The organism is Pseudomonas sp. LBUM1678, from assembly GCF_059695575.1.
Genome location: NZ_CP166775.1, coordinates 3,502,065 through 3,527,822 on the forward strand (window position 1 = coordinate 3,502,065; position 25,758 = coordinate 3,527,822).

16 protein-coding genes are annotated in these 25,758 nt (G+C 55.6%); 12 read left to right on the forward strand and 4 right to left on the reverse strand.

The features are described 5' to 3' along the window. Positions 1–22: 22 nt before the first annotated feature. The 4 genes from ACA070_RS15840 to ACA070_RS15855 are packed head-to-tail and all read right to left on the reverse strand — an operon-like array spanning position 23 to position 6,112. Positions 23–1,204: a hybrid sensor histidine kinase/response regulator gene (locus ACA070_RS15840; RefSeq protein WP_497447398.1), complete on the reverse strand. Its 1,182-nt coding sequence runs from the start codon at positions 1,202–1,204 to the stop codon at positions 23–25. After that, complete coding sequence (locus ACA070_RS15845; protein ID WP_497447399.1) at positions 1,198–1,791, reverse strand: chemotaxis protein CheB; 594 nt, start codon at positions 1,789–1,791, stop codon at positions 1,198–1,200. The genes ACA070_RS15840 and ACA070_RS15845 overlap by 7 nt, the downstream gene beginning before the upstream one ends. Continuing rightward, positions 1,788–2,621: a CheR family methyltransferase gene (locus ACA070_RS15850; RefSeq protein WP_497447400.1), complete on the reverse strand. Its 834-nt coding sequence runs from the start codon at positions 2,619–2,621 to the stop codon at positions 1,788–1,790. Before ACA070_RS15850 ends, ACA070_RS15845 begins: the two co-directional genes overlap by 4 nt. After that, on the reverse strand, positions 2,621–6,112 hold the full coding sequence (locus ACA070_RS15855; RefSeq protein WP_497447401.1) for a response regulator: 3,492 nt from the start codon (positions 6,110–6,112) through the stop codon (positions 2,621–2,623). Before ACA070_RS15855 ends, ACA070_RS15850 begins: the two co-directional genes overlap by 1 nt. Positions 6,113–6,369: 257 nt before the next feature. Between ACA070_RS15855 and ACA070_RS15860 the strand changes: the two genes are divergently transcribed. From ACA070_RS15860 to ACA070_RS15915, 12 genes are all read left to right on the forward strand, one after another. Continuing rightward, a complete protein-coding gene (locus ACA070_RS15860) occupies positions 6,370–6,729 on the forward strand; it encodes a response regulator (protein WP_497447402.1) in 360 nt (119 codons plus the stop codon). Between the two features lie 223 nt (positions 6,730–6,952). Beyond that, on the forward strand, positions 6,953–10,753 hold the full coding sequence (locus tag ACA070_RS15865; RefSeq protein ID WP_497447403.1) for a hypothetical protein: 3,801 nt from the start codon (positions 6,953–6,955) through the stop codon (positions 10,751–10,753). 362 nt (positions 10,754–11,115) lie between these two features. Then, entirely contained in the window at positions 11,116–14,883 is a 3,768-nt protein-coding gene (locus ACA070_RS15870; protein ID WP_497447404.1) for a hypothetical protein, read from the forward strand. Positions 14,884–14,992: 109 nt separating this feature from the next. Further along, positions 14,993–16,294 carry a glycosyltransferase gene (locus ACA070_RS15875; RefSeq protein WP_497447405.1) on the forward strand — a complete coding sequence of 434 codons (1,302 nt, stop codon included), beginning with the start codon at positions 14,993–14,995 and terminating at the stop codon, positions 16,292–16,294. 147 nt (positions 16,295–16,441) lie between these two features. Then, positions 16,442–17,341, forward strand: coding sequence for a phosphatidylinositol-specific phospholipase C domain-containing protein (locus ACA070_RS15880; protein ID WP_497447406.1), 900 nt, complete (start codon positions 16,442–16,444; stop codon positions 17,339–17,341). A 158-nt stretch (positions 17,342–17,499) separates the two neighbouring features. Beyond that, positions 17,500–18,387, forward strand: coding sequence for a phosphatidylinositol-specific phospholipase C domain-containing protein (locus ACA070_RS15885; RefSeq protein WP_497447407.1), 888 nt, complete (start codon positions 17,500–17,502; stop codon positions 18,385–18,387). A gap of 80 nt (positions 18,388–18,467) precedes the next feature. Then, positions 18,468–19,373, forward strand: coding sequence for an AraC family transcriptional regulator (locus tag ACA070_RS15890; protein ID WP_497447408.1), 906 nt, complete (start codon positions 18,468–18,470; stop codon positions 19,371–19,373). A 327-nt stretch (positions 19,374–19,700) separates the two neighbouring features. Next, positions 19,701–21,011 (forward strand): ABC transporter substrate-binding protein, encoded by a 1,311-nt coding sequence (locus tag ACA070_RS15895; protein ID WP_497447409.1) that lies wholly within the window; start codon positions 19,701–19,703, stop codon positions 21,009–21,011. Positions 21,012–21,193: 182 nt separating this feature from the next. Continuing rightward, positions 21,194–22,120 (forward strand): carbohydrate ABC transporter permease, encoded by a 927-nt coding sequence (locus ACA070_RS15900; RefSeq protein ID WP_497447410.1) that lies wholly within the window; start codon positions 21,194–21,196, stop codon positions 22,118–22,120. A gap of 10 nt (positions 22,121–22,130) precedes the next feature. Continuing rightward, entirely contained in the window at positions 22,131–22,961 is an 831-nt protein-coding gene (locus ACA070_RS15905) for a carbohydrate ABC transporter permease (RefSeq protein ID WP_007936731.1), read from the forward strand. A 173-nt stretch (positions 22,962–23,134) separates the two neighbouring features. Further along, positions 23,135–24,238: an ABC transporter ATP-binding protein gene (locus ACA070_RS15910; protein ID WP_497447411.1), complete on the forward strand. Its 1,104-nt coding sequence runs from the start codon at positions 23,135–23,137 to the stop codon at positions 24,236–24,238. A 15-nt stretch (positions 24,239–24,253) separates the two neighbouring features. Then, positions 24,254–25,726: a mannitol dehydrogenase family protein gene (locus ACA070_RS15915; protein WP_497447412.1), complete on the forward strand. Its 1,473-nt coding sequence runs from the start codon at positions 24,254–24,256 to the stop codon at positions 25,724–25,726. The last annotated feature ends 32 nt before the right edge of the window (positions 25,727–25,758 follow it).

Sequence of the window (25,758 nt, forward strand, 5' to 3'; positions counted from 1 at the left end):
TTGCGTTTATCCGGCTGTTTTCCTACAGCGGCAGACAAACGCGAAATAAGGCGCCCTCGTTGATCTTGCTCTCGACGGCGATGGAGCCACCATGGGCGGCGACGATCTGCTCCGAAATAAACAGCCCCAGTCCCAGCCCCGCGACCACGGTCTTGGCTGACACCCGTTCGAACTGTTGAAAAATACGCTTCTGGTTTTCTTCACTGATACCAATCCCGCGATCCTGCACTTCGACCCGTGCCTGATCCTCGTGACAGTAGACCCTCACATCGATCCGGCTCTTGCCACCATAACGCAAGGCGTTGGTCAGCAGATTTGAAATCACTTGCTCGATACGAAATTCGTCCCAGTTGCCGACCACTGGCTGTTCAGCCGTAAACGTAATGGAACACTCGGCGGCGTCGACCTGCGGCGCGAAGTTTTGCAACAGATTGCTGACCAATTGCACGAGGTCAAATCGGCTCGTGCGGATCGACAGCTTGCCGGTGCGGATGCGTGAAACATCCAGCATGTCTTCAATCAGACGGATCAGGCTTTTGATCTGCCGCTCGTCCCGGTCGACCATGGCGTGCATCTTGTCGAGGGTGAACGCTGACGCGTTGTCCCGGGCCAGGTGCATCTTGCGCAACTGGGTTTCGAGGATCAGGCCATTGAGCGGCGTACGCACTTCGTGGGCGACAATCGACATGAAGTCATCACGCATGCGCACCGCTTGTTCCAGCTCATTCTGGGTGGACTGCAATTGCTTGAGCAGCGCTTCCTGTTCGCGGCGAGCCTGTTCCAGCTCTTCAACCTGCTGCTTCATCGCCTTGCTTTGGCGATACAGGTCGACGAACACGTTGACCTTGCTCTTGACCGCGTGAATGTCCAGCGGCTTGTGCAGGAAGTCCACGGCACCGCTTTCGTAGCCCTTGAACGCGTAATTCAATTCGCGGCCGGCGGCACTGACAAACACGATCGGGATGTTCTTGGTTTTTTCCGTGCCGCGCATTAACTCGGCCAGCTCAAAGCCGTTCATGCCCGGCATCTGCACGTCGAGAATGGCTATGGCGAACTCGTGTTGCAGCAGCAACGACAAGGCTTCGTCGGCGGACAAGGCTTTATAGACCATGCGGTCTTCACGCTTGATCAATGCCTCAAGCGCCAGCAGGTTCTCGGGCAGATCGTCGACAATCAGCAATTTGGCTTGGATGTTACTCAGCATGCTATTCGTTCCAGCTCGACAAGCAGACGGCCGATGCCGCGTATAGGGAGAATGTGGTCCGGGTGATGCAAATCCAGCGCTGCCCGAGGCATGGTTGCGACCTGGGCTTCGTCCGGGTCCTGCACGATGGTCAGGCCACCAAGGTGTTTGACTTGGGCCAGCCCGCGTGCGCCGTCGCGGTTGGCACCGGTCAACAGGACGGCGGCCAGGGTCGGTCCATAGGCATCGGCGGCCGATTCGAACAGGAAATCGATGGCGGGCCGCGAATAATGCACGCGGTCTTCCAGGCTCAGGGAAAAGCTGCGGTCGTGCTCCACTGACAAGTGATACCCCGGCATGGCGAAATACAGTGTTCCCGCTTCAATCTGCGTCTTGTCACGGGCCTCCTGGACACACATGTGCACGCGCCGGGCAAACACTTCGACCAGGTGGCTACGACGCTCGTCAGGCAGGTGCAGCACCACAATAATCGGCAGCGCGAAGCCTTTGCGCAGCGGGCTGAGAATATCCAGCAACGCCTCCACACCACCGGCCGAAGCACCGATCACGATAGCCTCCACAGTAGGCAAATCCGCTGCGTTGTTCATGATTTACGGTAGATCCGTTCTTGTTTGACCAAAGGCACAAACTGGTTGCCGAAGGCCGAAAAATCCGGGGTTTCCTTGCTGCCCAGCACCAGGAATCCACGGTGGCAAAGGGATTCATGGAACAAACCGAACGCACGATCCTGAAGCTTTTTATTGAAGTAGATCAAAACATTACGACACGAAATCAATTGGGTTTCTGAGAACACGCTATCCGTCGCCAGACTGTGATCGGCGAAGGTCACGTTCTCACACAAGGTCTTGTCAAAAATCGCGTAGCCATACGCCGCCGTGTAGTAGTCGGCGAACGAACGCTGGCCACCTGCCTGCTGGTAATTATGAGTGTAGGCGCGGACGTTCTCCATGGAGAAAATCCCCTGTTTGGCCTTCTCCAGCGAGCGCGGATTGATGTCGGTGGCGTAAATGATGGTGCGATCGAGCAAGCCTTCTTCGCGCAGCAGAATCGCCATCGAATAGACTTCTTCGCCCGTGCTGCAACCGGCAATCCAGATCTTGATCGACGGATACGTCTTGAGCAGTGGCACCACTTCATTGCGGATCGCCAGGAAATGCGAAGGGTCGCGAAACATTTCGCTGACCGGAATTGTCAGCAATTGCAGCAACTGCATGAACGCGGTCGGATCGTGCAGCACCTTCTCTTGCAGGGCCGAAATGGTGTTGCACTCAAATTGCACCAACGCATGCTTGACCCGGCGCTTGATCGAAGCGCCGGAGTAGTCGCGAAAGTCGTAGCTGTACTTGAGGTAGATCGCCTCGATCAACAACCGCAATTCGATTTCGCTGTTTCGCTCCACTGAATCAATGCGTTCCACTAAATGCGTTCCATCTTCGGTAACCACACGCGAATCAGCGAAAACAGGCGATCCAGGTCGATGGGCTTGGCCAGATAATCGTTGGAGCCGGCTTGCAGGCAGCGCTCCTGATCGTCCTTCATGGCCTTGGCCGTCACCGCAATGATCGGCAGCTTGCGCCAGCGCGGGTCCTTGCGGATCTCGATGGTGGCTTCGAAACCATCCATCTCCGGCATCATCACGTCCATCAACACCAGATCGATGTCCTCGACTTCATTCAGTTTTTCAATCGCTTCACGGCCGTTCCGGCCGATGACCACGACTGCACCCTTTTGCTCCAGCGCGCTGGTCAGGGCGAAGATGTTGCGAACATCGTCGTCCACCAGCAGCACCTTGCGGCCCTCGAAGACCTTGTCGCGGCTGCGCGCGGTCTTGAGCATCCGTTGGCGTTCATGGGACAACCTGGATTCGACTTTGTGCAGAAAGAGTGTGACCTCATCCAGCAAGCGCTCCGGTGAGCGAGCGCCCTTGATGATGATCGAACGCGAGTACTTGCGCAGTTCGGCCTCTTCATCCCGGGTCAGGTTGCGTCCGGTGTAGACGATGACCGGCGGGAACGAGCAAATATCTTCGGTCGACATGCGCTTGAGCAGATCGTTGCCGAGCATGTCCGGCAGCTTCAGGTCGATGATCATGCAATCGAAAATGGTCGTACGCAGCAAATCGAGCGCTTCCTGGGCGAAGCCGACGGCGGTGATCTCGATGTCTTCGTCGCCGATCAGGCGAGCAATGCTGTCGCGCTGCAAATCATCGTCTTCCACCAGCAACACCCGCTTGACCTTCTGGGTCAGCTTGGCCTCGAGGCGGGCGAACACGTCCTTGAGCTCTTCGCGAGTGGTCGGCTTGACCGCATAACCGATGGCGCCCATATGCATGGCGGCCTCGACCCGGTCTTCGACGGAAATCACGTGAACCGGAATATGGCGGGTTTCGGCATGTTCTTTCAGACGCTGCAAGACCGTCAGCCCGGAATGATCGGGCAGGCGCATGTCCAGCAGGATGGCGTCGGGAATGAACTCTTTGGCCAGGTCGTAGCCTTCATCGGCGCCGTGGGCGACCAGGCATTGATAACCCAGTTCGTGGGCCAGATCGTAGAGGATGTGTGCAAAGTTCGGCTCATCTTCCACCACCAGAATGCAACGGGTGGTGAATGGCGCCTTGCTGCGGTCATCGTCGAAACGCGGGATATCGACTTCGGCAATTAGCGGCACCAGCGCAGGCGTTGCCGCTCTCGGTGCCATGGCGACCGGCGTGGCCTGCATCGGTGCGACTGGCACTTCGTTCGGCTCAACGTATTGCTGCGGCAGCACCAGGGTGAACACACTGCCCTGCCCCGGCTCGCTGGTGACGCTGATCGAACCGCCCAGCAACGCGGCCAGATCCCGGGAAATCGACAAGCCCAGCCCGGTGCCGCCATAACGGCGATTGGTGGTGCCGTCGGCCTGGCGGAAGGCTTCGAAAATACTTTCCTGCTGGTGGGCGGCGATGCCGATCCCGGAGTCGCGGACAATAAAGGCGATGCCATCGTTTGGTTGGGACGCCACCGTCAGGCTGACCGTGCCTTTTTCGGTAAATTTCACTGCGTTCGACAGCAGATTCTTGATCACTTGCTCCAGGCGCTGGCGGTCGGTGAAGAGCATCATCGGCGAACCCGGCTGCAAGTCGACCTCGAACTTCAACTTCTTGTCAGCGGCCATCGGCTCGAACATCCCGCGCAGCCCGTCCACCAGACGCGCAACGCTTGTGTTCTCGGGGCGCATTTCCAGCTTGCCGGCCTCGACCTTGGAAATATCGAGAATGTCATTGATCAGATTGAGCAAGTCATTGCCGGCGGAATAGATCGACTCGGCGAACTTCACCTGCTCGGCGCTGAGGTTTTCCTGAGGGTTTTCTGCCAGCAACTTGGCCAGGATCAACGAACTGTTCAACGGCGTGCGCAATTCGTGGGACATGTTGGCAAGGAACTCGGACTTGTACTTGCTCGAGCGCTGCAACTCTTCGGCGCGCTCTTCAAGCTGCACCTGGGCTTGATTGAGCTCGGTGTTCTTCAGGTCCATCGCATCGCGCTGGTCGGCGAGGATCTGAGCCTGATCGGCGAGTTGTTCGTTGGTCTGCTCCAGCTCGACTTGCTGGGTTTCCAGGTGAGCCTGGGACTCTTTGAGAATCCGTGACTGCTCTTCGAGTTCTTCGTTGGCGGTCTTCAGTTCTTCTTGCTGAACTTGCAGCTCTTCGTTGAGTTGCTGGGTTTCGGCGAGTACTTCCTGCAAACGCTGACGATAACGAGCGGCCTCGATCGACGTACCGATGTTGCTGGCAATCAACTCAAGCAACTCGATGTCGCGGTCGTCCAAGGGGCGCAGGAAGCCCAGTTCGATCACACCGTTGACCCGGTCATCGTCGCTGGTGGGCACCACGAGCACGCTATGCGGCAGGCCTTCGCCCAGACCAGAGCTGACTTTGAAGTAGTCGCTCGGAACGCTATCGAGACGAATCAGGCGGGCCTGTTGCGCCACTTGGCCGACAATCCCTTCATCACTGTGAATCTGCTGCTCGCGCTCTTCCTGCTCACGAGAAAATCCGTATGACGCCACACGCTTGAGGCCGCCATGTTCTTCACGCACATAGATAGCGGCGACGGCAGAGCCCAGATATTGCGCGCAGAACTGCAGGATGTTACGCCCCAACAGGTTGAGGGACAGTTGCCCCAACACCTGCTCGGCCAATTCGGTCTGGCCATTGCGCAGCCACGCTTGCTGTTCCAGACGCGAAGCGCTGGCCTGTTGCGCGGCAAGGTTGGCACCGTAATTTTGCGAAAGGTTGAGCAAATCGCGACGACCGATATAGGCCAGTAAACCGCTGATACCGAGGATGAACAAAAGGTAAAGGGTGATGCTCCAGATCGTGGTGCGGCGCACTTCCTCGTTGCGCGTCGTACGCAACTGCTGCTCCATGTCGATCACGTCTTCGAATTGCTTGCGGATCTCATCGGTAAGCCGCTTGCCGCGCCCGGCCTTGACGACACTGCGATAATCGCCGCTGGCGCGCTGCAAATCGATCATCGACTGCGCGTAGCTGGCCCACTCCTGCTGCAAGGCCTGAAGCCTGTGCAGACGGTCGGTTTGAACCGGGTTGTCGGCCGTGAGTTCGAGCAAGGTATTGAGCGCGACCGCGATTCTCGGCTTGGCGGTTTCGTAAGGGTCGAGAAAATGCTCATCGCCACTGAGCAGAAAACCCCGCATCCCGGTTTCCAGATCAATCGTCAGCTTCGCTGCTTCATTGGCGTTATTGATCACCCGGTCGGTGTGCTCGACCCACTGGATCACCGACAGGAGGTATGTAATCAGCGAAACAAAGAACACCGCACTGAGCACACCGACGCCCAGCGGGAGGCTGATGTTGCGGCTCAGGAGTTTACGGAATCGTTGCTCATCAACCGAAGACGCAGGGGTCATGGGAAGGCCTTGTCGAACTGTTCAAAACCAAGGAGTTTGCCCCAAAACTGGCACATTGATCCAATTTTCTGAGGTGTCTGCGGGCAAATCCCTGCATTTAGCTGCTCTCGGTCAAAGGAGCGGTTATCCTGCCGCCTCTTGTACAGCTATTCTTTTTACACAACGCTGGGAACTTGTCGGGTTCCGCCACTTACTCATGCTAGAGCCCGGTGATTTCGATCCGCCGGCGACCCTGAATTTAACTTGAGAGCCTTCTTATGTCCTCCGACCCATCCATCATCCTGGTAGTAGAAGACGATGCCATTGTGCGCATGCTGATCGTCGACGTCTTGGAGGAGCTGGAGTTCAAGGTCCTAGAGGCCGATGGCAGCGAACAGGCGCTGGAGTTTCTCAACGATGAAGACCAGCACATCGATTTGATGATGACTGATGTGGGTTTGCCGGTGATGGACGGCCGAGAACTGGCGACACAGGCGCGAATGCTGCGCCCTGAATTGCCGATTCTGTTTGCCAGCGGTTATGCCGAAAGTATCGACGCACCTGAAGGTATGCAGGTGATCGGCAAGCCGTTCTCCATTGATCAGTTGCGGGACAAGGTCAAAGGCATGCTTGCCTGATCACTCATTAAACTCTTCCCTTTACAAACTATTACTCTCACAAATAGTTTGCCGTGCCACTGGCAAACTATATCCGACCATTAATCACCCCGCCCCCTGCTCATTCAACACGCCTCGCCATCTTATTGAAACAAGCCATCACACTACTGACATTGCTACTTAATCCAAATCAAAAGAGGATTGTGGCCGACCATCGACCCACGCCAAATAAACGGACTTATTTATGGCCAGCATTATTACTTCATCCACGTCAGCACCTGAACATCTGACTGCAGTAAATCGCGGTGAAAAAGAGGATTTTAACCGTGCTTTGGAGATTGTCATTCATGGCGCAGAGGACCGTCAGGAAGTTGATCTTTCAAGCGTGCAGATCCCTCATCGCAGGGGCTCTTCGTTCGATGACATCTACGATCCTGGAAGAGCGTTACTGGAAAAGCTTGTGCTCACCCCCGACTTCTCAAAACTCCGTGAAACCCTTTCGATATTTGACGAGGCTTCTAGCCTTCGAGTGAACGCACAGGGCGACCTGGATGTACGTCGTAACACCCCGTGGATAAGTCTGAAAGACGAACTGCGATACTTTCCCGACCTCGAAAACTCGTTGTCATTGATCGCTGAAATCGCAGCGTTGGCAGGCGGTTATATTTACGTTAATGACCATGTCAGCATTGAACAGTGGCTGAGCTTTCATCAGTTCGACATCCCGAAGACTGTCGGCGAGACAAAAAATCTTATTGGATTTTTACACCTCGACTTGCCTGACCCATCGCCGGTGGGTAACTGCTGGCATACACTCTCTGGCTCCGAAACCTCTCCGTTATCGCTGAGTACCGAGGAACGTGAGCAAGTATTGGCGCTCACCCATCAAGTGTTCAAGCATCCTCATGAAATACTGGAAGAGCTCGCCCGCCCCGTGATTGCCGGGAAACCGATTGAAGAGGTTGAAGCGGGAGCAGGTTACCTGCTGGACCAGATTCTGGAGACCGAGCGTGCGATCGAATGGGCGCGCGAATACCACGCTGTTGTTGGATGGTATGGCAGCCTTGAAGGGCAACCTGCGTGTAAAGAACACCTTCAGGCGTTGCTATTGGCGGCAATCATCCTCGGATTTGATTCATCTGCTGGCCAGGTACGCAATCAGATTGCCGGTTATGACCTTTATCAGCCTGGCAACGTTGATCGGAGCCCACTCGACGTACGCGCAGACCTTGAGAACCACCTCCTCCGCTTGAACAAAGGCGCGGGCCTTGCAACACCGCTGGCGTCATTGATTCTACTCGCGGGGATCGCGCCTGAATTTACCGTCAGGGACCTCCCCGAATCCTTGCGACTGGGCACCCCGGCCTGGGTGACACTGAGTCAGGCGGTGGCGCTGGCCGAACTCAATGCCCCTGGCGCATCGCGGTTAATGAATTACGCTCAACTGCTGGACTTCGCCGCACTTGACCCTGTAACACAAGAACTCGCGCTACTGCACAGCGTTGCGACGATCAACCCGATTATCAATTGGGCGGCTATTAACGGCGTCATCTCGCCTGATGTACATGGCAATTACGATGAGTACGCCTTGCAGGATGCGACCTTTGCCTTCAAACACTATATCGGTGACCTCGACAGCGTTATCGGTGCGCTGAGCAGTCCTCTTCCCTCCAGGGAGACGCTCGCGCGTGCTCAGTTGCAGAAAGAGCTTCCAGGGTGCGACTTCCTTGAAAAAAAAATCTTTGTGCAGGAAGGCAAGGGATTTTATGGCAGTCGAGGATCCTCGTTAAAAATGTCCATGGTCGACTTGCACATGTCTGATGATCTGGCAACGGGCGAGTGGAATCGCAGAGGAACGAGTGTCTATACGTCGTTCCCGCAGGTGAAAACCTTGTATCCGGTGAGCGAGCTGTTTGAGCCAGCCTTCAATGCTTATTACGAAAAGCTGGAAACCGGGGTGCTCGCAACGATCAAGCTGGCACTGTCGCAGTTGCCCGAACGAGATCGAATTGCACTTCTGGCGGGTGAAATCAGCTGCTATACCCTTCGAAAATCGGTAGCGATCCAGCACAACATGTCGGGCAGTTCAGTCGGCGTGGTGGGCGTCAATACCAAACCTGGGCAACTTAAAGAAACACAGGCCGACAAAGACGCTGCCACTTGCCGATACGCAATAGTGCTGTGTGCGACTTACCAAGGGCAACTCAGCTGTTATGAAGTTTTCACGCTGCGTGGCGAATGTCGGAAGAACCCGGGACTCGGGCGCATTCTTGTTGACTCGGGCAAGGTCAGTTCATTTTCAAGAGTGGACTTCAAGGGGAGCATGACCGACCCGACTCCAGCGATCAGCCCCCTTTCACTGCCCATCGATTTCAACGCTTACAACCAAGGTGTGGAACCCGTCAGCGGTATTACCAGTCGCGCAGTGATTGAGAAACTCGGCGTGTTGCCTGCCCCGTTGACACGTGCGCCCTCGACAAGCAGCCCCTACCAGAGTTTTTGCAGCGAGCCATTCAAGGCGATTGCTTCCTTCATCTTCAAACACCGCCCCATGGCCAGCTACGAAGAGTTGTATCGCAACGCTGAAGGTAGAACGGCGCTGGAGCTTGAACGCGAAAAGGCGGAACGCATTGGCACGTTCATCATCGACCTGGTTGTTCCATTTAAAAGGTGCATTGAAGACCTTTCATCAGATGACAAAACGCGCCAGGCCGAAGGAGCCGTCGGGTGCATCATTGATGGGCTCGCCCTTCTCGGAACGGTGGTCGGTGTCGCCGGAAAGTTTGCAAGTGCTGCCGCGAAAACGGCTTCACTGACCTCCAGAACTGCTCAGTTGGCCAGAATCGGTGCCGGCGCGACGTTCTCTCTCTTCAATCCTCTGGACGGAACGCCCCAGTTACTGTTTTGCGGTGCCCGCCTGCTTAAAAAGGGTTTCTTGAAACTCAGTACACAAGGAGCGGCTGCCTTGGAGAGTGCGACGTTTCAACTGCGTCGACTGACTGGCAGCGCGCAATCCTATGACCTCCTCAAGGTGGTGAATCGCAAGGATGTCGGACACGGTACATGGCGACCACTGGGGGACGCTGGTGAAGCGGTTTCGATATGGGCAGTCCGCGACAAACACCAATGGTTCGGTCTCAATCTGCGCACTGGCGAACCATGGGGACCAGCCCTGAAGAACTTCCGGATCACCAACGACTATAAACGAGTGCCTGGGTTGCATCGGGTCATGCCTAAACGTTATGCGCGAAACGTCATCGCCAACGCGCTGCCCGTTGCCTCGAGAAAAATCGATGTTGCGATTGACGTACTGAGTAAGGGCATGACCGACCGAGACAGCAAGTTTGTGCTCAAGGCGCTGTTTGGCTCCGACTCGACTGAGGTGACCGACTGGTATCTGGAAGGCCTCAAAGTCATGAAGGACGATCTCAATTCCATCTCGATTAACAATTTCATAGTCGATAGTTCAAATGCGGGTGATTTGATGGCCGGGCTCTATCCCGAGCACTACCGCGCGTGGCAAGCGGCGACGAAGGCCGATCAGGTGCACGAAAAATTTATCGTCTTTTATACAACACCCCTTAATAACCACTATCGCCGCCTGAATTACGACGACAGTAAAATTGCAGACATAGTAGTGCACGAAATATCCCATGGCGGGCCAGGCACCCTGGATCTTTTCTACGCGGACCCCGCCTATATCAAGGCCGTGATGCAGGGTGATATGGAGATATCCGAACTGCTCAATCTGGCCAAGGGTGGCGAGTATGTCGCTCCCTCCAGCAAATTTGCCGGTGCCGATGTCGGGGTACTTCTTGATCAACCCGGAGACGGCATCGGGACATTCATCAAAAAGGCGCCCGGCTTGCCCAACGCCGACTCCCAGACGTTGGTAACTGCCCTGCTGAGCCAATCGGTAACCAATCCTCAAAAGTTTCAAAGTAATCTCGCTCAACTGCGCATTGCATTGAAACGTAGCGCTAACCAGCGCATTAACGAACCTGTGGTGATAAACCTCAGTACGTTCTCTATAGCTGCAATCTAAGCCCCGTGCGGACTGCCCACAGCCGGTGCGCAGGCCGCCGTTTTATGCCAGAACTCCTCAATCGCTGTCGTATCGCAATGATCCCGTGCGGCTAGCTATGGTTTAATCGCGCGCTTGTCGCATCAGCCCCAAAGCCTCACAACCCGAGTCAAGAAAACAAAGTAAAGAGCATTATTAATAGATATATCGACAATCAAATCCCTTCAAATGGCAACGAAGGGATCGCCTTACATGGACAGGTTATCAATGACATAGCTCAGAACTAACGACACCAGCAAAGCGCACTTACATAGCAACTCTTGATTAATGCAAGACAACAAAAGAGGATCTCTCAAACACCAACCAAAAACATGGATTTAATCATGACCCTCAAATTTGCAAACTCTCCCGCTCAACGTTTCTTATCCCGATCTGTTCCCGACACCACCATTCAATATCGCCATGTTCAGAGCGACATTAATGAGCGAATAGAGGTTGTATACAAACTAAATCAGCGAGGAGAAGAACTCAGCCCTTCGCAAGCCATCAACCTGAAAGGAGCCCTCATCTCCCTGGAGGCCAGGTCGACGCTTGATGACGCTCTGCAACCCGGCAGGGACCTGCTGCAGAAAATGTCCGAACAAAATTCTTTCAAAAAATTGATGGCAACCTTCCACATTCCCGAGCACTCACTGTTCGAGGTAACTTCCGAAGGCGAAGTAAACGCAAGGTACTCTGGCAAAACAGTAGGCTTTGCGAACGCATTCAAACTTGCACCGGACCTGACAGATGATCTTCATGCATTGGTTGAAATGGCGCAATTGACCGGTGGCGTCATCTCTCTCGCTGACCATGTCGAATTGGCGCAATGGCTGAAATTCCATGATTACATCATTCCCCAAACTGCCGCCGAAGTTTCCAGGCTGACAGCATTCATGGAACTGAAGCCTCCAGTGAGTCCACCGCTTGGTAATTATTGGGAAATGGTCAAAGTCGGGGGAGAGAATTCAGTCACTCTTTCTGCCGTTCAGCGCAGTGAATTCCGCAAACTCATCACCAGTTACATCAAGGATCAGTCGTTACTTGAGCATCTGGTCAATAGCATTTTGGGAGGACGGTCTACCCCCTTCAAACGCTCGGAGGCGGAGAGCGTTCTTGAAAAACTTGTTTCCAGTCCCATCGCTTTTGACTGGGCCAACGCTTACGTGCGGGATCTGGGCTGGTATGGGGCGCAAGAAAACCAACCCCAATCAGATGAGTCGTTCAAGCAAATAATGCTGACTTCGCTCTTGCTCGATCTACATCCGGGCGTCGGCGAACAAGAGCCTCGCAATCATGTGGCAGGTTTCAACTTGTATGCTGTCGAGCACATGGAAAAATCCTTCGCCGACATTCAAACGGAATTCGAAAGGCACCTGATCAAGAACCACCGGATTACCGAAAGCAATGCGGCACTGGCCGCTCACCTGTTGCTGGCAGAGGCCGCACCGGAATTTCTGGTAAGAAATATGCCTTCCACCCTGTCATTGGGCACGCCGCAATGGGTCGAATTTTGCCGGATCGTCTCGGTGCAGGAAATCATTGCGCCGGGATCGACGCGCTCGATGACTTATGCAGAGCTACGCCAACTGTCGAAGTTTGATTCGGTCTCCGAGTCGCGAAAGACGCTTGACGCTCTGGCTGCCGTGGACCCGGTGATTGATTGGGGGCTGCTCAACGAAATCATCACGCCGGATGACGTAGAGAAGTCGGTCACGGACTCGCTTGAAGTGGCATTAGGCGCGTACGCCCGACATGCCAAGACGCTTGCCGAAACCGCTGAAACATTGTCTCGCCCCCTGCCAACTCGCAAAAGCGTGGCACTGGACATCCTCACGCAGGTCGCCAAAGGATGTACCTATCTTGAAAACGACGTCCTTCACCAACAGAAAAATCGACCGCTGGAGGACGCTTACGCCGACCCGTTCCCCGTATCGCCTGTCGAACTGCACATGTCCAATGATCTGGGGACCGGTGACTGGGATCTGAAGAATGGCGAAAGTATTTACAAAGCGTTTCCCAAAATGCTTCCTAACCTGATTTCTCCTGACGGTGAGTTTCACCGTCAATTCAATCGCGACTATGTGGTGCATGTACAAGCAATGAACATGCATTTGAAGCAGGCTTTTTCATCAATGCCACTGCCTGATCGGACACGCCTGCTAAAAGGCAAGTTGACGATGTTCACCGTAAGACCGTCAGTCGCGAAACTCCACTCGATCACCAGCCTTCCCACGAATCCCATAGCCTCGACCATTGAAGCGGTCCTGAAGGTGACCGAGCGCAAACCCACTGAAAGTCATAAGGACATAGATGAGGCAAAGGGTCGCTACGGTGTAGTCATCTGTTCGCACTTCGAAGGCCGAGTGACGTGTTACGAATTATTCACCTTGCACGGAACCTGTCGCGAAAACACCGGGCTGGCTGCACTTATCCAAGGGGAAAATCTTTTAAACACAACCGTTCGCAGCAGTGAGAAAAACTATTCTCCTCCTGCGAAGGTGCTCCAGCTGCCCACGAACATCGAGTGTTATACCCACGGGGTCACGCCCGGCCTCGTCAACGACAGTCCTGGTGTAATCGAAAAAATCGGTGAATTGTCAGCGTCCCCACTGGCGCCAGAAATCAACGGTTATTACCAGAGTTTCTATTCGACAGAGTTCGACCCATTGGTGAACTTCGTACTCAAGCACAGACCCCTCGCGACCTACGACGAATTGGTGAAAGAGTGCTGGGGACAGACCAGGCTGGAGGCATTGCGCGCAAAACGGGAAAAGGATCTGGATACGTTTCTCAACTTTGTCGTGCCCTTCAAATCCTGTATTGAAGACCTGAGCTCAGACGATCTTGATCGACAATTCCAAGGGGTGGCGGCCTGTACTTTAGAAGCTGCGATGACCGTTTTGTTAGTCGTCGGAGCCGTCGCTCGGACTGCCAGCCTGGCCGCCAAAAGCATGAGCATTGCTACCAAGGCCAGCAAGATCGCTTCGACGGGACTCGGATTGGTGAGCACCCTGCTCAATCCGCTGGACGGAGCATCCGACTTGTTTTTACAGGGCGCAAAACTGTTGCGCAAAACGTGGCGCAGCAGCGTGGCCGCATTGGACAACGCGGTTATCGACGCGCGCAAATGGGCGGGCGTAACGCCACACCGCCAACTGGCCGCAACCGTCGACCCTGACACTATTCGCCTGGGAACCTGGCGTCCCGCGCAAACTTCCCAAGAGGCCTTCCAGGTATGGGCTTTACGCCGCAATGACGAGTGGTACGCTCTGAACCGATCGGGCGAGCCTTGGGGAGCGAAACTGAAGGGATTTGATTTCAAACTTAAACTGCCCATCCCTCACTGGCATAAAGTCATGCCTAAAAGCTATGCTCGTACAGTGATCAAAGAAGGTTTACCACTCGCCAGCAGAAAAGTAGATGATGCCATCAACGTATTGAATGACCCAACGCTGATTCAGGAATCGAATGCGGTTCTTGACCTTCTGCTTGCGAATGACTCTTCAGCAGCCCGAAGCACTTACCGCGACTACCTGATGGCAGTCAAAGAGGATCTTTCAAATATCAAACCCGGCAACTTCATAATCGACAGCGGTAAAGAAAGCGACGCAATAGCCGAGCTGCATTGGGGGATTTACAACGATTGGAAGACCGGCAACAAGGCACAAAATACCCATCACGAATTCATCAGGGTCCACAGCAACAACTTCAACGAAGCTTATCGTAAGGATCATTTCAACCCGGGCATTACTGCCGATACTTTCGTTCATGAAATTTTCCACGGCTCGCCGAAAACCAAAGATTTCGCCTACGCCGAACACAGCGGAATCTATGAGCGTGGTTCTCAGCAATTGGACGTAAGTCCACTCCTGAATCTGGCCAACGGCAAGATATCCATGGGCTTGCCAAGCTTTCCAAATACCAACTACAACCGCGGCACGGCGTTTAAAAATGCCGACTCGTTTGCATTGGCGACATCGCTGCTAAGCCAATTAAAGACCAACAAACAAGCGTATCAACAGAATATAGCGATCATGAAAGCGGCACTCAAAAATGCAAATCATGAACTCATCAGCGGGCAGACACTGGTAAAAATCAACATCCTCTGAGTTTCCGACGTACCAAGCTACTGAAACCGGGCGCATGCGACCACTACTGTACTGTGGTTTAATTGCGCCCTTTTTCGCCCCCCTCGCTTGCTGCAAAGGATCACCGTTCATGACTCAGCCGCCCGCCACCAAAGTCCTGGTCATCGGTTACGTCTGGCCCGAGCCTCGTTCTTCCGCCGCCAGTGGGCATGTGATGCAAATCCTCGATACGTTCCTGCAAAAGGGCTGGGACATAACATTCAGCAGCCCGGCCGGCACCGGAGAACACCGGGCGGACTTGACGGCGATGGGCATTCGCGAAGTACCAATCGAGCTGAACAACAGCAGTTTCGACGCGTTTATCAGAGAGTTGGCACCGGACATCGTGCTGTTTGACCAGTTCATGATGGAGGAGCAGTTCGGCTGGCGTGTGGAGAAGCACTGTCCTGACGCGTTGCGTGTACTTGAAACTTCGGATTTGCAAAGCTTGCGACACGCCCGGCATCAGCGCCTCAAGGATCGCTTGAAGGGCAGCGACGACAACAATGATTTCAGCGACCTGTTCGCGCCAGCATTGCGCGAAGAGTTCGAACTGATGGCTGATACCGATCTGGCGAAACGTGAGATTGCGGCACTGTATCGGTGCGATTTGAACCTGATGATCTCTGAAGTGGAAATCGAGTTGCTGGTCGAGCAATTCAACATGCCGCGCAACTTGCTGCATTGGTGTCCGCTGATGGTCGAACCGCCGAGCGTGCAATCGCCTGCCTTTGAAGATCGGGCGCACTTTCTCAGCATCGGAAATTTTCGACATGCACCGAACTGGGATGCGGTGCTCTGGATGAAAACGGCGATCTGGCCGTTGATCCGCGAACAACTGCCCAGCGCTCAGCTGCACATCTATGGCGCCTACACGCCGCCCAAGGCCACCGCACTGCATAACCCGGCCCAGGGTTTTCATGTCATGAACTGGGCGGAAGATGCCTTGCAAGTGATGTCGGCGGCGCGCGTGTGTCTGGCGCCGCTAAGATTTGGTGCCGGGATCAAAGGCAAGGTCATTGATGCAATGATTTGCGGCACACCGAACGTCACCACCCCGATAGGCGCGGAGGCCATGCACGGCGACGAGCCGTGGCCCGGATCGATCACCCGATCGGCCCAGGCGTTCGCTGATTGCGCAGTGCAACTCTATAGGGACAAAACGCAGTGGTTGAAGGCACAGACGCTTGGGTTGGAATTATTGGCGAATCGTTACCAGCAAGGTATTCATGGACCGGCGTTGATTGCCAGACTCGAGGACTGCCGACAACGTCTGTCCTCTATTCGCCGAGATAATTTCACCGGCAGCATGTTGCGACATCATCAGCACAAGAGCACTCAGTACATGTCGCAATGGATTGAAGCGAAGAATCGCCACAAAGAAGACGCCTGATACTAAAACAACTCTGAAGATACGTTTTGCATCAACCATAAGTTGTTTTTTTGATGGGGGCATGTTTATAAATAGGCACTGGATCGCTTAACGTTAAACGAAAGCGATTACCACACTAACTACTTACTAAATATGCAAGGATGCATCATGACTAACACCCTTACAAACAATGTTAAATTTTCCCCACACGAAAACCAGAACCTCACACTTAACAACTGGATGAGTGACACACCCGCTCTGGATTCTTTATCGCTCACGGAACTTACCCTGCCAGGCGCTCACAATGCAGGCGTCGATAAGAAAGCCTCTTACGTAGCACCCGGCGTGAGCCACTGGGCGGCCTGCCAAAACAACTCCTTTTACTTCCAGTTAACCAAAGGCGCTCGCGCGCTTGACTTAAGGCTGGACTATGAAGTCAAAAGTAACGGCGTTCCTGTGTTCTGGTTTCAACACAATGGTTTCCGGTCTTCCCGCTCATTGGAAAACGTAATCACGAGCGTTATCCGTTTTCTTCAGGAAAATCCTGACGAATTCATCCTGCTCGATTTTCATGAGTTGAAGTCGGACAGCATTCCTTTCAATTTCAGGGAATTCAGCAGGCTCATGTTGACGCACCTGGGTGACCGGATGATCCCTTCAGGCAATGCTCATCTGACACTGGGCCAACTGAAGCAGGTCAGCGACGTTCAACGCGTGCTGGTGTGCACTGGCAGTCATCCGGACCTCGACTGGCGCTGGTTTTGTCCGCAAATTGAACACAAATGGAGCGGTATCGCGACCACCAGCGTCAGCGAGCTGGTCACCCACATCACACAGGTGATGAAGAACCCGCCTGGCGGCCTGCCATGGTCACTGTCCGCTACCAGCTACCATGCGGTGGGAGGGCCGGTGAATATCGCGGAACACCTTGATCAATGGTTTGATCCTGCTGTTAACGATTGGGTACTAAAGAGCAGCATTATCAATATTGACTTTTTAGAAGCATCGAACTTGGTACGCCAGTGTCGGGACGCCAACATCATCAAGGCGAACGCCAAACACCGCTAATACCGGGATCAAAGTGCAACTTTCGCCGCGCCATCAATTAGCTATATTTATAAAAATGTTTCCGTTGCTGGCATTATCCTGATGCTTTTCTATGCTTTGCCATACACATCAATCAACTCGCCCAATGGATGGGGTGAAGATAACCAACAGGAGTAAATATGGCAGTGTCTATAGAAGGGAATCTCGACAAACAAAAGTGGATGAGCAATGTCGTCGACATCGATCGGATTAAACTGACCGACGTTGTCTGGCCCGGCGCCCATAACGCCGGCATGGATAAACAAGCGCCTAATTATGAAGTGGTGATCGGCAACTGGACGACGTGTCAAAACGGTTCATTTGCCTGGCAACTGTCTAACGGCGTACGGGCCTTTGATATTCGCTTGGGCTACAGGGAGGGTGCTGACCAGTCGATCTTCTATTTTCATCACAATGGATACCAGTCCCATCGCGTCCTCGATGAACTGATCACGGATGTACTAGCGTTTCTTGAGCGTAATCCGGATGAATTCATTGTGCTGGATTTCCATGAGCTCGCAGATGGGTCCAAACCCTTTGATTTTCAGAAACTCAATGACCTGCTGGTCAGTCGACTCGGACAGCGGGTCATCCCGCCCGACAACGACACAAAAACCATTGGCGAACTCAAGCGGATCAGCACTCGCCGCAGGGTGGTGCTGGCGGCGCCTTCACGGCAGGAACTGCATGAGGATTACTTCTGGCCGCGCATTACACACAAGTGGAGCAGCAGTCGATTTACCGACACCGAAGATCTGAAGACCCATATTTCCAACACCCTTAAAAACCCGCCTTTCGGAACATTTCTATGGTCGTTATCGGCCACCAGCTACGCGTTTCTGGGAGGCCCTCAAGACATCAAGAACCAGATCAATGACTGGTTCAATCCAACCCGGGACTGGGTGACGCGCTGCAGCATCATCAATACCGACTTTTTCGACGAGTCAGAGATCGTACGTTATTGCTGGACGGCAACCAGTATGAAAGCGGTTTACGGTCATGCGTTGCATGATCGGAACCCGGCGTAACGCTCGGAGCGTTGCAGCTGGCATTACAGGCCTGGAAAGAGGCATGATCAGGGCGCAATGACAATAAGAAGCGCCCTGACATGACCCGAACCGCCAGAGTCACCGATCCTTCCTACGAACTGATGGACGACCACAACGGGTTGTCGATCATCTATCGCCAGCATGGATTCCCCTGCCCTTTGGTGCGCTGGCATTTCCACAAGGAATACGAACTGCACCTGATCGTCGCCAGTTCCGGCAAGGTGTTCATCGGCGACTACATCGGCAACTTTTACCCGGAATCCCTGTTCCTGACCGGCCCCAATCTTCCCCACAACTGGATCAGCCAGGTGGCCGAAGACGAGGTAGTGCCCAAACGCGACATGCTGGTCAATTTCACCGATGAGTTGTTTGAGAGCGGTCATCAGGTGTTCGCGGAACTCAGGACCCTGGAGCCACTACTGGAGCGTGCGCAGTACGGCATCGAATTTCGTTGCAAGCGCACCATCCGCCAGGCCATGACCTTGATGCAACGCATTGCCGATACGCAGGGCATCACCCGGCTTGGGCACTTTTTTATTCTGCTCGAGCTGCTCGCAGCTTCTGATGATTTTCAATTGTTGTCGGGTGCAACCACGCCGCAACTGGCGGATGAACACAACATCGATCGCACCAACCGGGCGGTGGACTACATCTTTGCGCATTACGCCCGGGACCTGCCGCTCGAGGAGGTTGCCGAGCACTTGGGCATGAAGCCGACTTATTTCAGCCGGGTGTTCAAGCAGGCTACCGGGCGCTGCTTCATCGAGTTCGTCAATCGCCTGCGTATCAGCAAATCCTGTGAGTTGCTGGCCGATGGCGACAAACCGGTGACCGATGTGTGTTTCGAATCGGGCTTCAACAATATTTCCAACTTCAATCGGCGTTTTCAGCAACTCAAGGGCATGACGCCTTCGCATTACCGGCGGCTGGCGGTGCAGCGGTTGACTGAGCAAAATCAGCACTGACCCCTGTCCCTGTAGCAGCTGCCGAAGGCTGCGTTCGACTGCGCAGCAGGCGCCAAACGCACGACCACAATCTTCCAGAATTACCCTGAACTCCGCTCCGGCGAGGGCTCCGCCCTCGAACGCAGCCTTCGGCAGCTGCTACAGGGCGCCAAGCGTTAAATTCTGCCTTTCCAGATCGAGTGCAAAATAGTATCGATTCAAGTGCGACGGATGATTTGTCACATCTTCAATTGAACGCTGTAATCAGTGCACATTCTTCCCCCGCAGGAAGACACAAAAACAATAACTGTCCTTCTGTAACCCATGGGTGCAGAAAAGGAGTGCACGATGCAACCTTCTGTAAAAGCTCTGCTTGCCCTCACCTGCATGACCCTCAGCAGCGTCAGCCTCGGCGCTCAGACCCTGACCATTGCCACCGTCAACAACAGCGACATGATCCGCATGCAAAAGCTCTCGAAAACCTTCGAGGCCGAGCACCCGGACATCAAGCTCAATTGGGTGGTGCTGGAAGAAAACGTCCTGCGTCAACGCCTGACTACCGACATCGCCACTCAGGGCGGGCAGTTCGATGTGCTGACCATCGGCATGTACGAAGCCGCACTCTGGGGGGCCAAGGGCTGGCTGGAGCCGATGAAGGACTTGCCGGCCACTTACGCCCTCGACGATGTCTTCCCTTCGGTGCGTGAAGGCCTTTCGGTCAAGGGCACGCTCTACGCCCTGCCGTTTTATGCGGAAAGCTCCATCACCTATTACCGCACCGATCTGTTCAAAGACGCCGGGCTGACCATGCCTGAGCACCCGACCTGGACGCAGATCGGCGAATTCGCCAGCAAGCTCACCCATAAAGACAAAGAACAGTACGGCATCTGCCTGCGTGGCAAGGCCGGCTGGGGCGAGAACATGGCGCTGATCACTACCGTCGCCAATGCCTACGGCGCGCGCTGGTTTGATGAGAAGTGGCAACCGGAATTCACCGGCCCCGAGTGGAAGAACGCCCTGAACTTCTACGTCGAGACGATGAAGAAGTCCGGCCCTCCGGGTGCTTCCAGCAACGGTTTCAACGAAAACCTGGCGCTGTTCAACAGCGGTAAGTGCGCGATCTGGGTGGACGCCAGCGTCGCCGGCTCCTTTGTCACCGACAAGACTCAAAGCAAGGTCAGCGAGTCCGTTGGCTTCACCTTCGCCCCCCACGAGACCACTGACAAAGGCTCGGCCTGGCTCTATTCCTGGGCGCTGGCAATTCCGACCAGTTCCAAGGCCAAGGACGCGGCTAAAACCTTCAGTGCCTGGGCCACTTCCAAGGAATACGGCGCCCTGGTCGCCGAAAAAGACGGCATCGCCAACGTGCCGCCTGGCACCCGAGCCTCGACCTACAGCGAGGCGTACATGAGCGCTGCGCCGTTTGCCAAAGTCACGTTGGAATCGCTGAAAGCGGCGGACCCGAGCAAGCCGACCCTCAAACCGGTGCCCTACATCGGCATCCAGTTGGTGACCATTCCTGAATTCCAGGCGGTGGGTACCCAGGTCGGCAAGTTGTTCTCGGCGGCGCTGATCGGCCAGACCACGGTCGACCAGGCGTTGGCGGCCGCACAACAACAAACCGAACGTGAGATGAAGCGCGCCGGTTATCCAAAGTAACCCGCTGCTATCCAAATTGTGGCGAGGGAGCTTGCTCCCGCTCGGCTGCGAAGCAGTCGTAAACCCGGAAAATGCGGCCTGTCTGATGTATCGCGTTTACCGGTTTGGGGCCGCTGCGCAGTCCAGCGGGAGCAAGCTCCCTCGCCACAGGGAACTCGCCGTATTACGAGCAAGTGATCGCCATGAATATTTCAACTGCCAAAGCTCACATGGACATCCACCAACCGGTGCGTAAAAGCCGGTTGGCCAATCCCGGCTGGTTTCTGGTCAGTCCCTCGGTGGCGTTGTTGCTGCTGTGGATGATCGTCCCGCTGGGCATGACCGTTTACTTTTCGATGATCCGCTACAACCTGCTGTACCCCGGCGAAAACCAATTTGTCGGGCTGGAGAACTTCACGTACTTCCTGACTGACTCCGGGTTCATGCCCGGCGCCACCAACACCCTGTTGCTGGTCGGCAGCGTGTTGCTGATCAGCGTGGTGCTGGGCGTGCTGATCAGTGCGTTGCTGGAGGCCAGTGAGTTCCTCGGTCGCGGCATCGTGCGGGTAATGCTGATCTCGCCGTTTTTCATCATGCCCACCGTCGGTGCGTTGATCTGGAAGAACCTGATTTTCCATCCTGTCTCGGGGATTCTCGCCTACGTCTGGAAGCTGTTCGGTGCGCAGCCGGTGGACTGGCTGGCGCACTACCCGCTGCTGTCGATCATCATCATTGTGTCCTGGCAGTGGCTGCCGTTCGCGATCCTGATCCTGATGACCGCCATGCAGTCCCTCGACCAGGAACAGAAAGAAGCCGCGCGCCTCGATGGTGCCGGGCCGATTGCGATTTTCTGGCACCTGACCCTGCCGCACCTGGCGCGGCCGATTGCGGTGGTGGTGATGATCGAAACCATCTTCCTGCTCTCGGTGTTCGCCGAAATCTTCACCACCACCAACGGCGGCCCCGGCTACGCCTCGACCAACCTCGCGTACCTGATCTACAACCAGGCGCTGGTGCAGTTCGACGTCGGCATGGCGTCCGCTGGCGGATTGATCGCGGTGGTGATTGCCAACATCGCGGCCATCGTGCTGGTACGGATGATCGGCAAAAACCTGACAGACAAAGCCTGAGGCCTGCGCCATGACTCTTCAACAATCCCGCCGTCTGCAAAGCCTGCTGCTCGGCACCCTGGCCTGGGCCATCGCGATCCTGATTTTCTTTCCGATCTTCTGGATGGTGCTGACCAGTTTCAAAACCGAAATCGACGCCTTCGCCACGCCGCCGCAGTTCATCTTCACGCCAACGCTGGAAAACTACCTGCACATCAACGAGCGCAGCGATTACTTCAGCTTTGCCTGGAACTCGGTGGTGATTTCGTTTAGCGCCACGGCCCTGTGCCTGCTGATCGCGGTGCCGGCGGCCTACTCGATGGCGTTCTACGAAACCCAGCGCACCAAAGGCACGCTGCTGTGGATGCTCTCCACCAAGATGCTGCCGCCGGTGGGCGTGCTGATGCCGATCTACCTGCTGGCCAAGAGCTTCGGCCTGCTCGATACGCGCATCGCGCTGATCGTGATTTACACGCTGATCAACCTGCCGATCGTGGTCTGGATGATTTACACCTACTTCAAGGACATCCCCAAAGACATCCTCGAAGCCGCACGCCTCGACGGTGCCACGCTGTGGCAGGAAATGGTCCGGGTGCTGCTGCCGATCGCCAAGGGTGGCCTCGCTTCCACGGTGTTGCTGTCGCTGATCCTCTGCTGGAACGAGGCGTTCTGGTCGCTGAACCTGACCTCGTCCAAAGCCGCGCCGCTGACCGCATTGATCGCTTCGTACTCAAGCCCTGAAGGCCTGTTCTGGGCCAAGTTGTCGGCAGTGTCGACGCTGGCCTGTGCGCCGATCCTGATCTTCGGCTGGATCAGCCAGAAACAATTGGTCCGCGGCCTGTCGTTCGGCGCCGTCAAATGAGGATCGCCGACCCAACGCGAATGACTGACCGAACACGCACCCTGTAGGAGCCGGCTTGCTGGCGATGACGGCCTAAAGACCGATGCACATTTAATGGCCTCATCGCCAGCAAGCCGGCTCCTACAAAAGCCCACTGGGCTCAACTGAATAACAACAAGTGGAGGCCCATCATCATGGCCAACCTGAAAATCAAGAATTTGCAAAAAGGCTTCGAAGGCTTTTCCATCATCAAAGGCATCGACCTGGAAGTGAACGACAAGGAATTCGTGGTCTTCGTCGGCCCGTCGGGCTGCGGCAAATCCACCTTGCTGCGCCTGATCGCCGGGCTGGAAGAAGTCAGCGGCGGCACTATCGAGCTGGATGGCCGCGACATCACCGAAGTCAGCCCGGCCAAGCGCGACCTGGCGATGGTGTTCCAGACCTACGCCTTGTACCCGCACATGAGCGTGCGCAAAAACATGTCGTTTGCCCTCGATCTGGCCGGTGTGCCGAAAGCTGAAGTCGAGAAAAAAGTCGGCGAAGCGGCGCGCATCCTTGAACTGGGACCGATGCTGGAGCGCAAGCCGAAGCAACTGTCTGGCGGCCAGCGTCAACGCGTAGCCATCGGCCGCGCGATCGTGCGCAACCCGAAAATCTTCCTGTTCGACGAACCGCTGTCCAACCTCGACGCCGCGCTGCGGGTGCAGATGCGCCTGGAGCTGTTGCGCCTGCACAAAGACCTGCAAGCGACAATGATCTACGTGACCCACGATCAGGTCGAAGCCATGACCATGGCTGACAAAGTGGTCGTCCTCAACGGCGGCAAAATCGAGCAAGTCGGCTCGCCGCTGGATCTGTATCACCAACCGGCCAACCTGTTTGTCGCCGGGTTCCTCGGCACGCCGAAAATGGGCTTCCTCAAGGGCAAAGTTACCCGCGTCGACAGCCAAAGCTGCGAAGTGCTGCTGGACGCCGGCACCCGCATCTCGTTGCCGCTGAGCGGCGCCAATCTGAGCGTCGGTGGCGCGGTAACCCTAGGCATTCGCCCGGAACACCTGAATCTGGCGCAAACCGGCGACTGCACTTTGCAGGTCACCGCCGACGTCAGCGAACGCCTGGGCAGCGACACCTTCTGCCACGTTATGACCGCTTCCGGCGAAGCGCTGACCATGCGGGTTCGTGGCGACCTGGCCAGCCGTTACGGCGAAGCCTTGAGCCTGCACCTGGACGCCGAACACTGCCATTTATTCGATGCCGACGGCGTGGCGCTGACCCGCCCGCTGCGCGCAGCGGCCTGATTTAGAGAGCCTCTGATGAAACTCAATAAACAGAACCTCAACCGCCTCGCCCCCGAGGTGGTCCTGCCCGCCTACACCCTGAGCGACACGCGCCAAGGCATTGCACACATCGGCGTCGGCGGTTTTCACCGTGCCCATCAGGCGTATTACACCGACGCCTTGATGAACACCGGCGAAGGTCTCGACTGGGCGATCTGCGGGGTCGGCCTGCGCGCCGAAGACCGCCGCGCCCGTGACGATCTGAAAGAGCAGGATTACCTCTTTACCCTGTTCGAGCTGGGCGACACCGACGACACCGAGGTCCGGGTCATCGGCGCGATTCGCGACATGCTGCTGGCCGAAGACAGTGCGCAGGCGTTGATCGACAAACTCGCCAGTCCAGAGATCCGCATTGTCTCGCTGACCATCACCGAGGGCGGTTACTGCATCGATGACAGCAACGGCGAGTTCATGGCGCACCTGCCGCAAATCCAGTACGACCTGGCGAACCCGAGCGCACCGAAAACCGTGTTCGGCTTTCTCTGCGCCGCGCTGGCCAAACGCCGCGCCGCCGGCACGTCGGCCTTCACCTTGATGTCTTGCGATAACCTGCCGCACAACGGCGCGGTCACCCGTAAAGCCTTGTTGGCCTTCGCCGCTTTGCGCGACGCCGATCTGCGCGACTGGATCGACAGCCATGTCAGCTTCCCCAACGCCATGGTCGACCGCATTACCCCGATGACCAGCACTGAGCACCGCCTGCAACTGGCTGACAAACATGCGCTGGACGATGCCTGGCCGGTGGTCTGCGAACCTTTTGTGCAGTGGGTGCTGGAAGACAAGTTCGTCAACGGGCGTCCGGCCTGGGAAAAGGTCGGCGTGCAATTCACAGACGACGTCACGCCGTATGAAGAGATGAAGATCAAACTGCTCAACGGCAGTCATCTGGCCCTGACGTATCTGGGGTTCCTGAAGGGTTATCGCTTCGTGCACGAGACCATGAACGACCCGCTGTTTGTGCGCTACATGCGTGCCTACATGGACCTGGATGTCACGCCGCAGCTGTCGCCGGTGCCGGGGATTGATCTCACGGATTACAAAAACACGCTGGTCGCGCGCTTCTCCAATCAGGCGATTGCCGATCAGCTGGAACGTGTGTGTTCGGACGGATCGTCGAAGTTTCCCAAGTTCACCATTCCGACGATCAATCGGCTGATTGCCGATGGCCAGGAGACTAAGCGTGCCGCGCTGGTGGTCGCGGCCTGGGCGTTGTATTTGAAGGGGGTGGATGAGAATGGGGATACCTATTCGATTCCCGATCCGCGGGCGACGTTCTGCCAGGCCTTGGTGGCGGATGATGTGTTGATTACCCAGCGGTTGCTCGAAGTCGAGGAGATTTTCGGGACAGCAATTCCGCGTTCGCCCGAGTTTGTGGCGGCGTTTGAATGGTGCTGTAACAGCTTGCGGGAGGTGGGAGTGACGCGGACGTTGGAGCGGGTGTTGGCGTAAGCATGGCGGTGAGACCACCGCCGTCTTCGCGG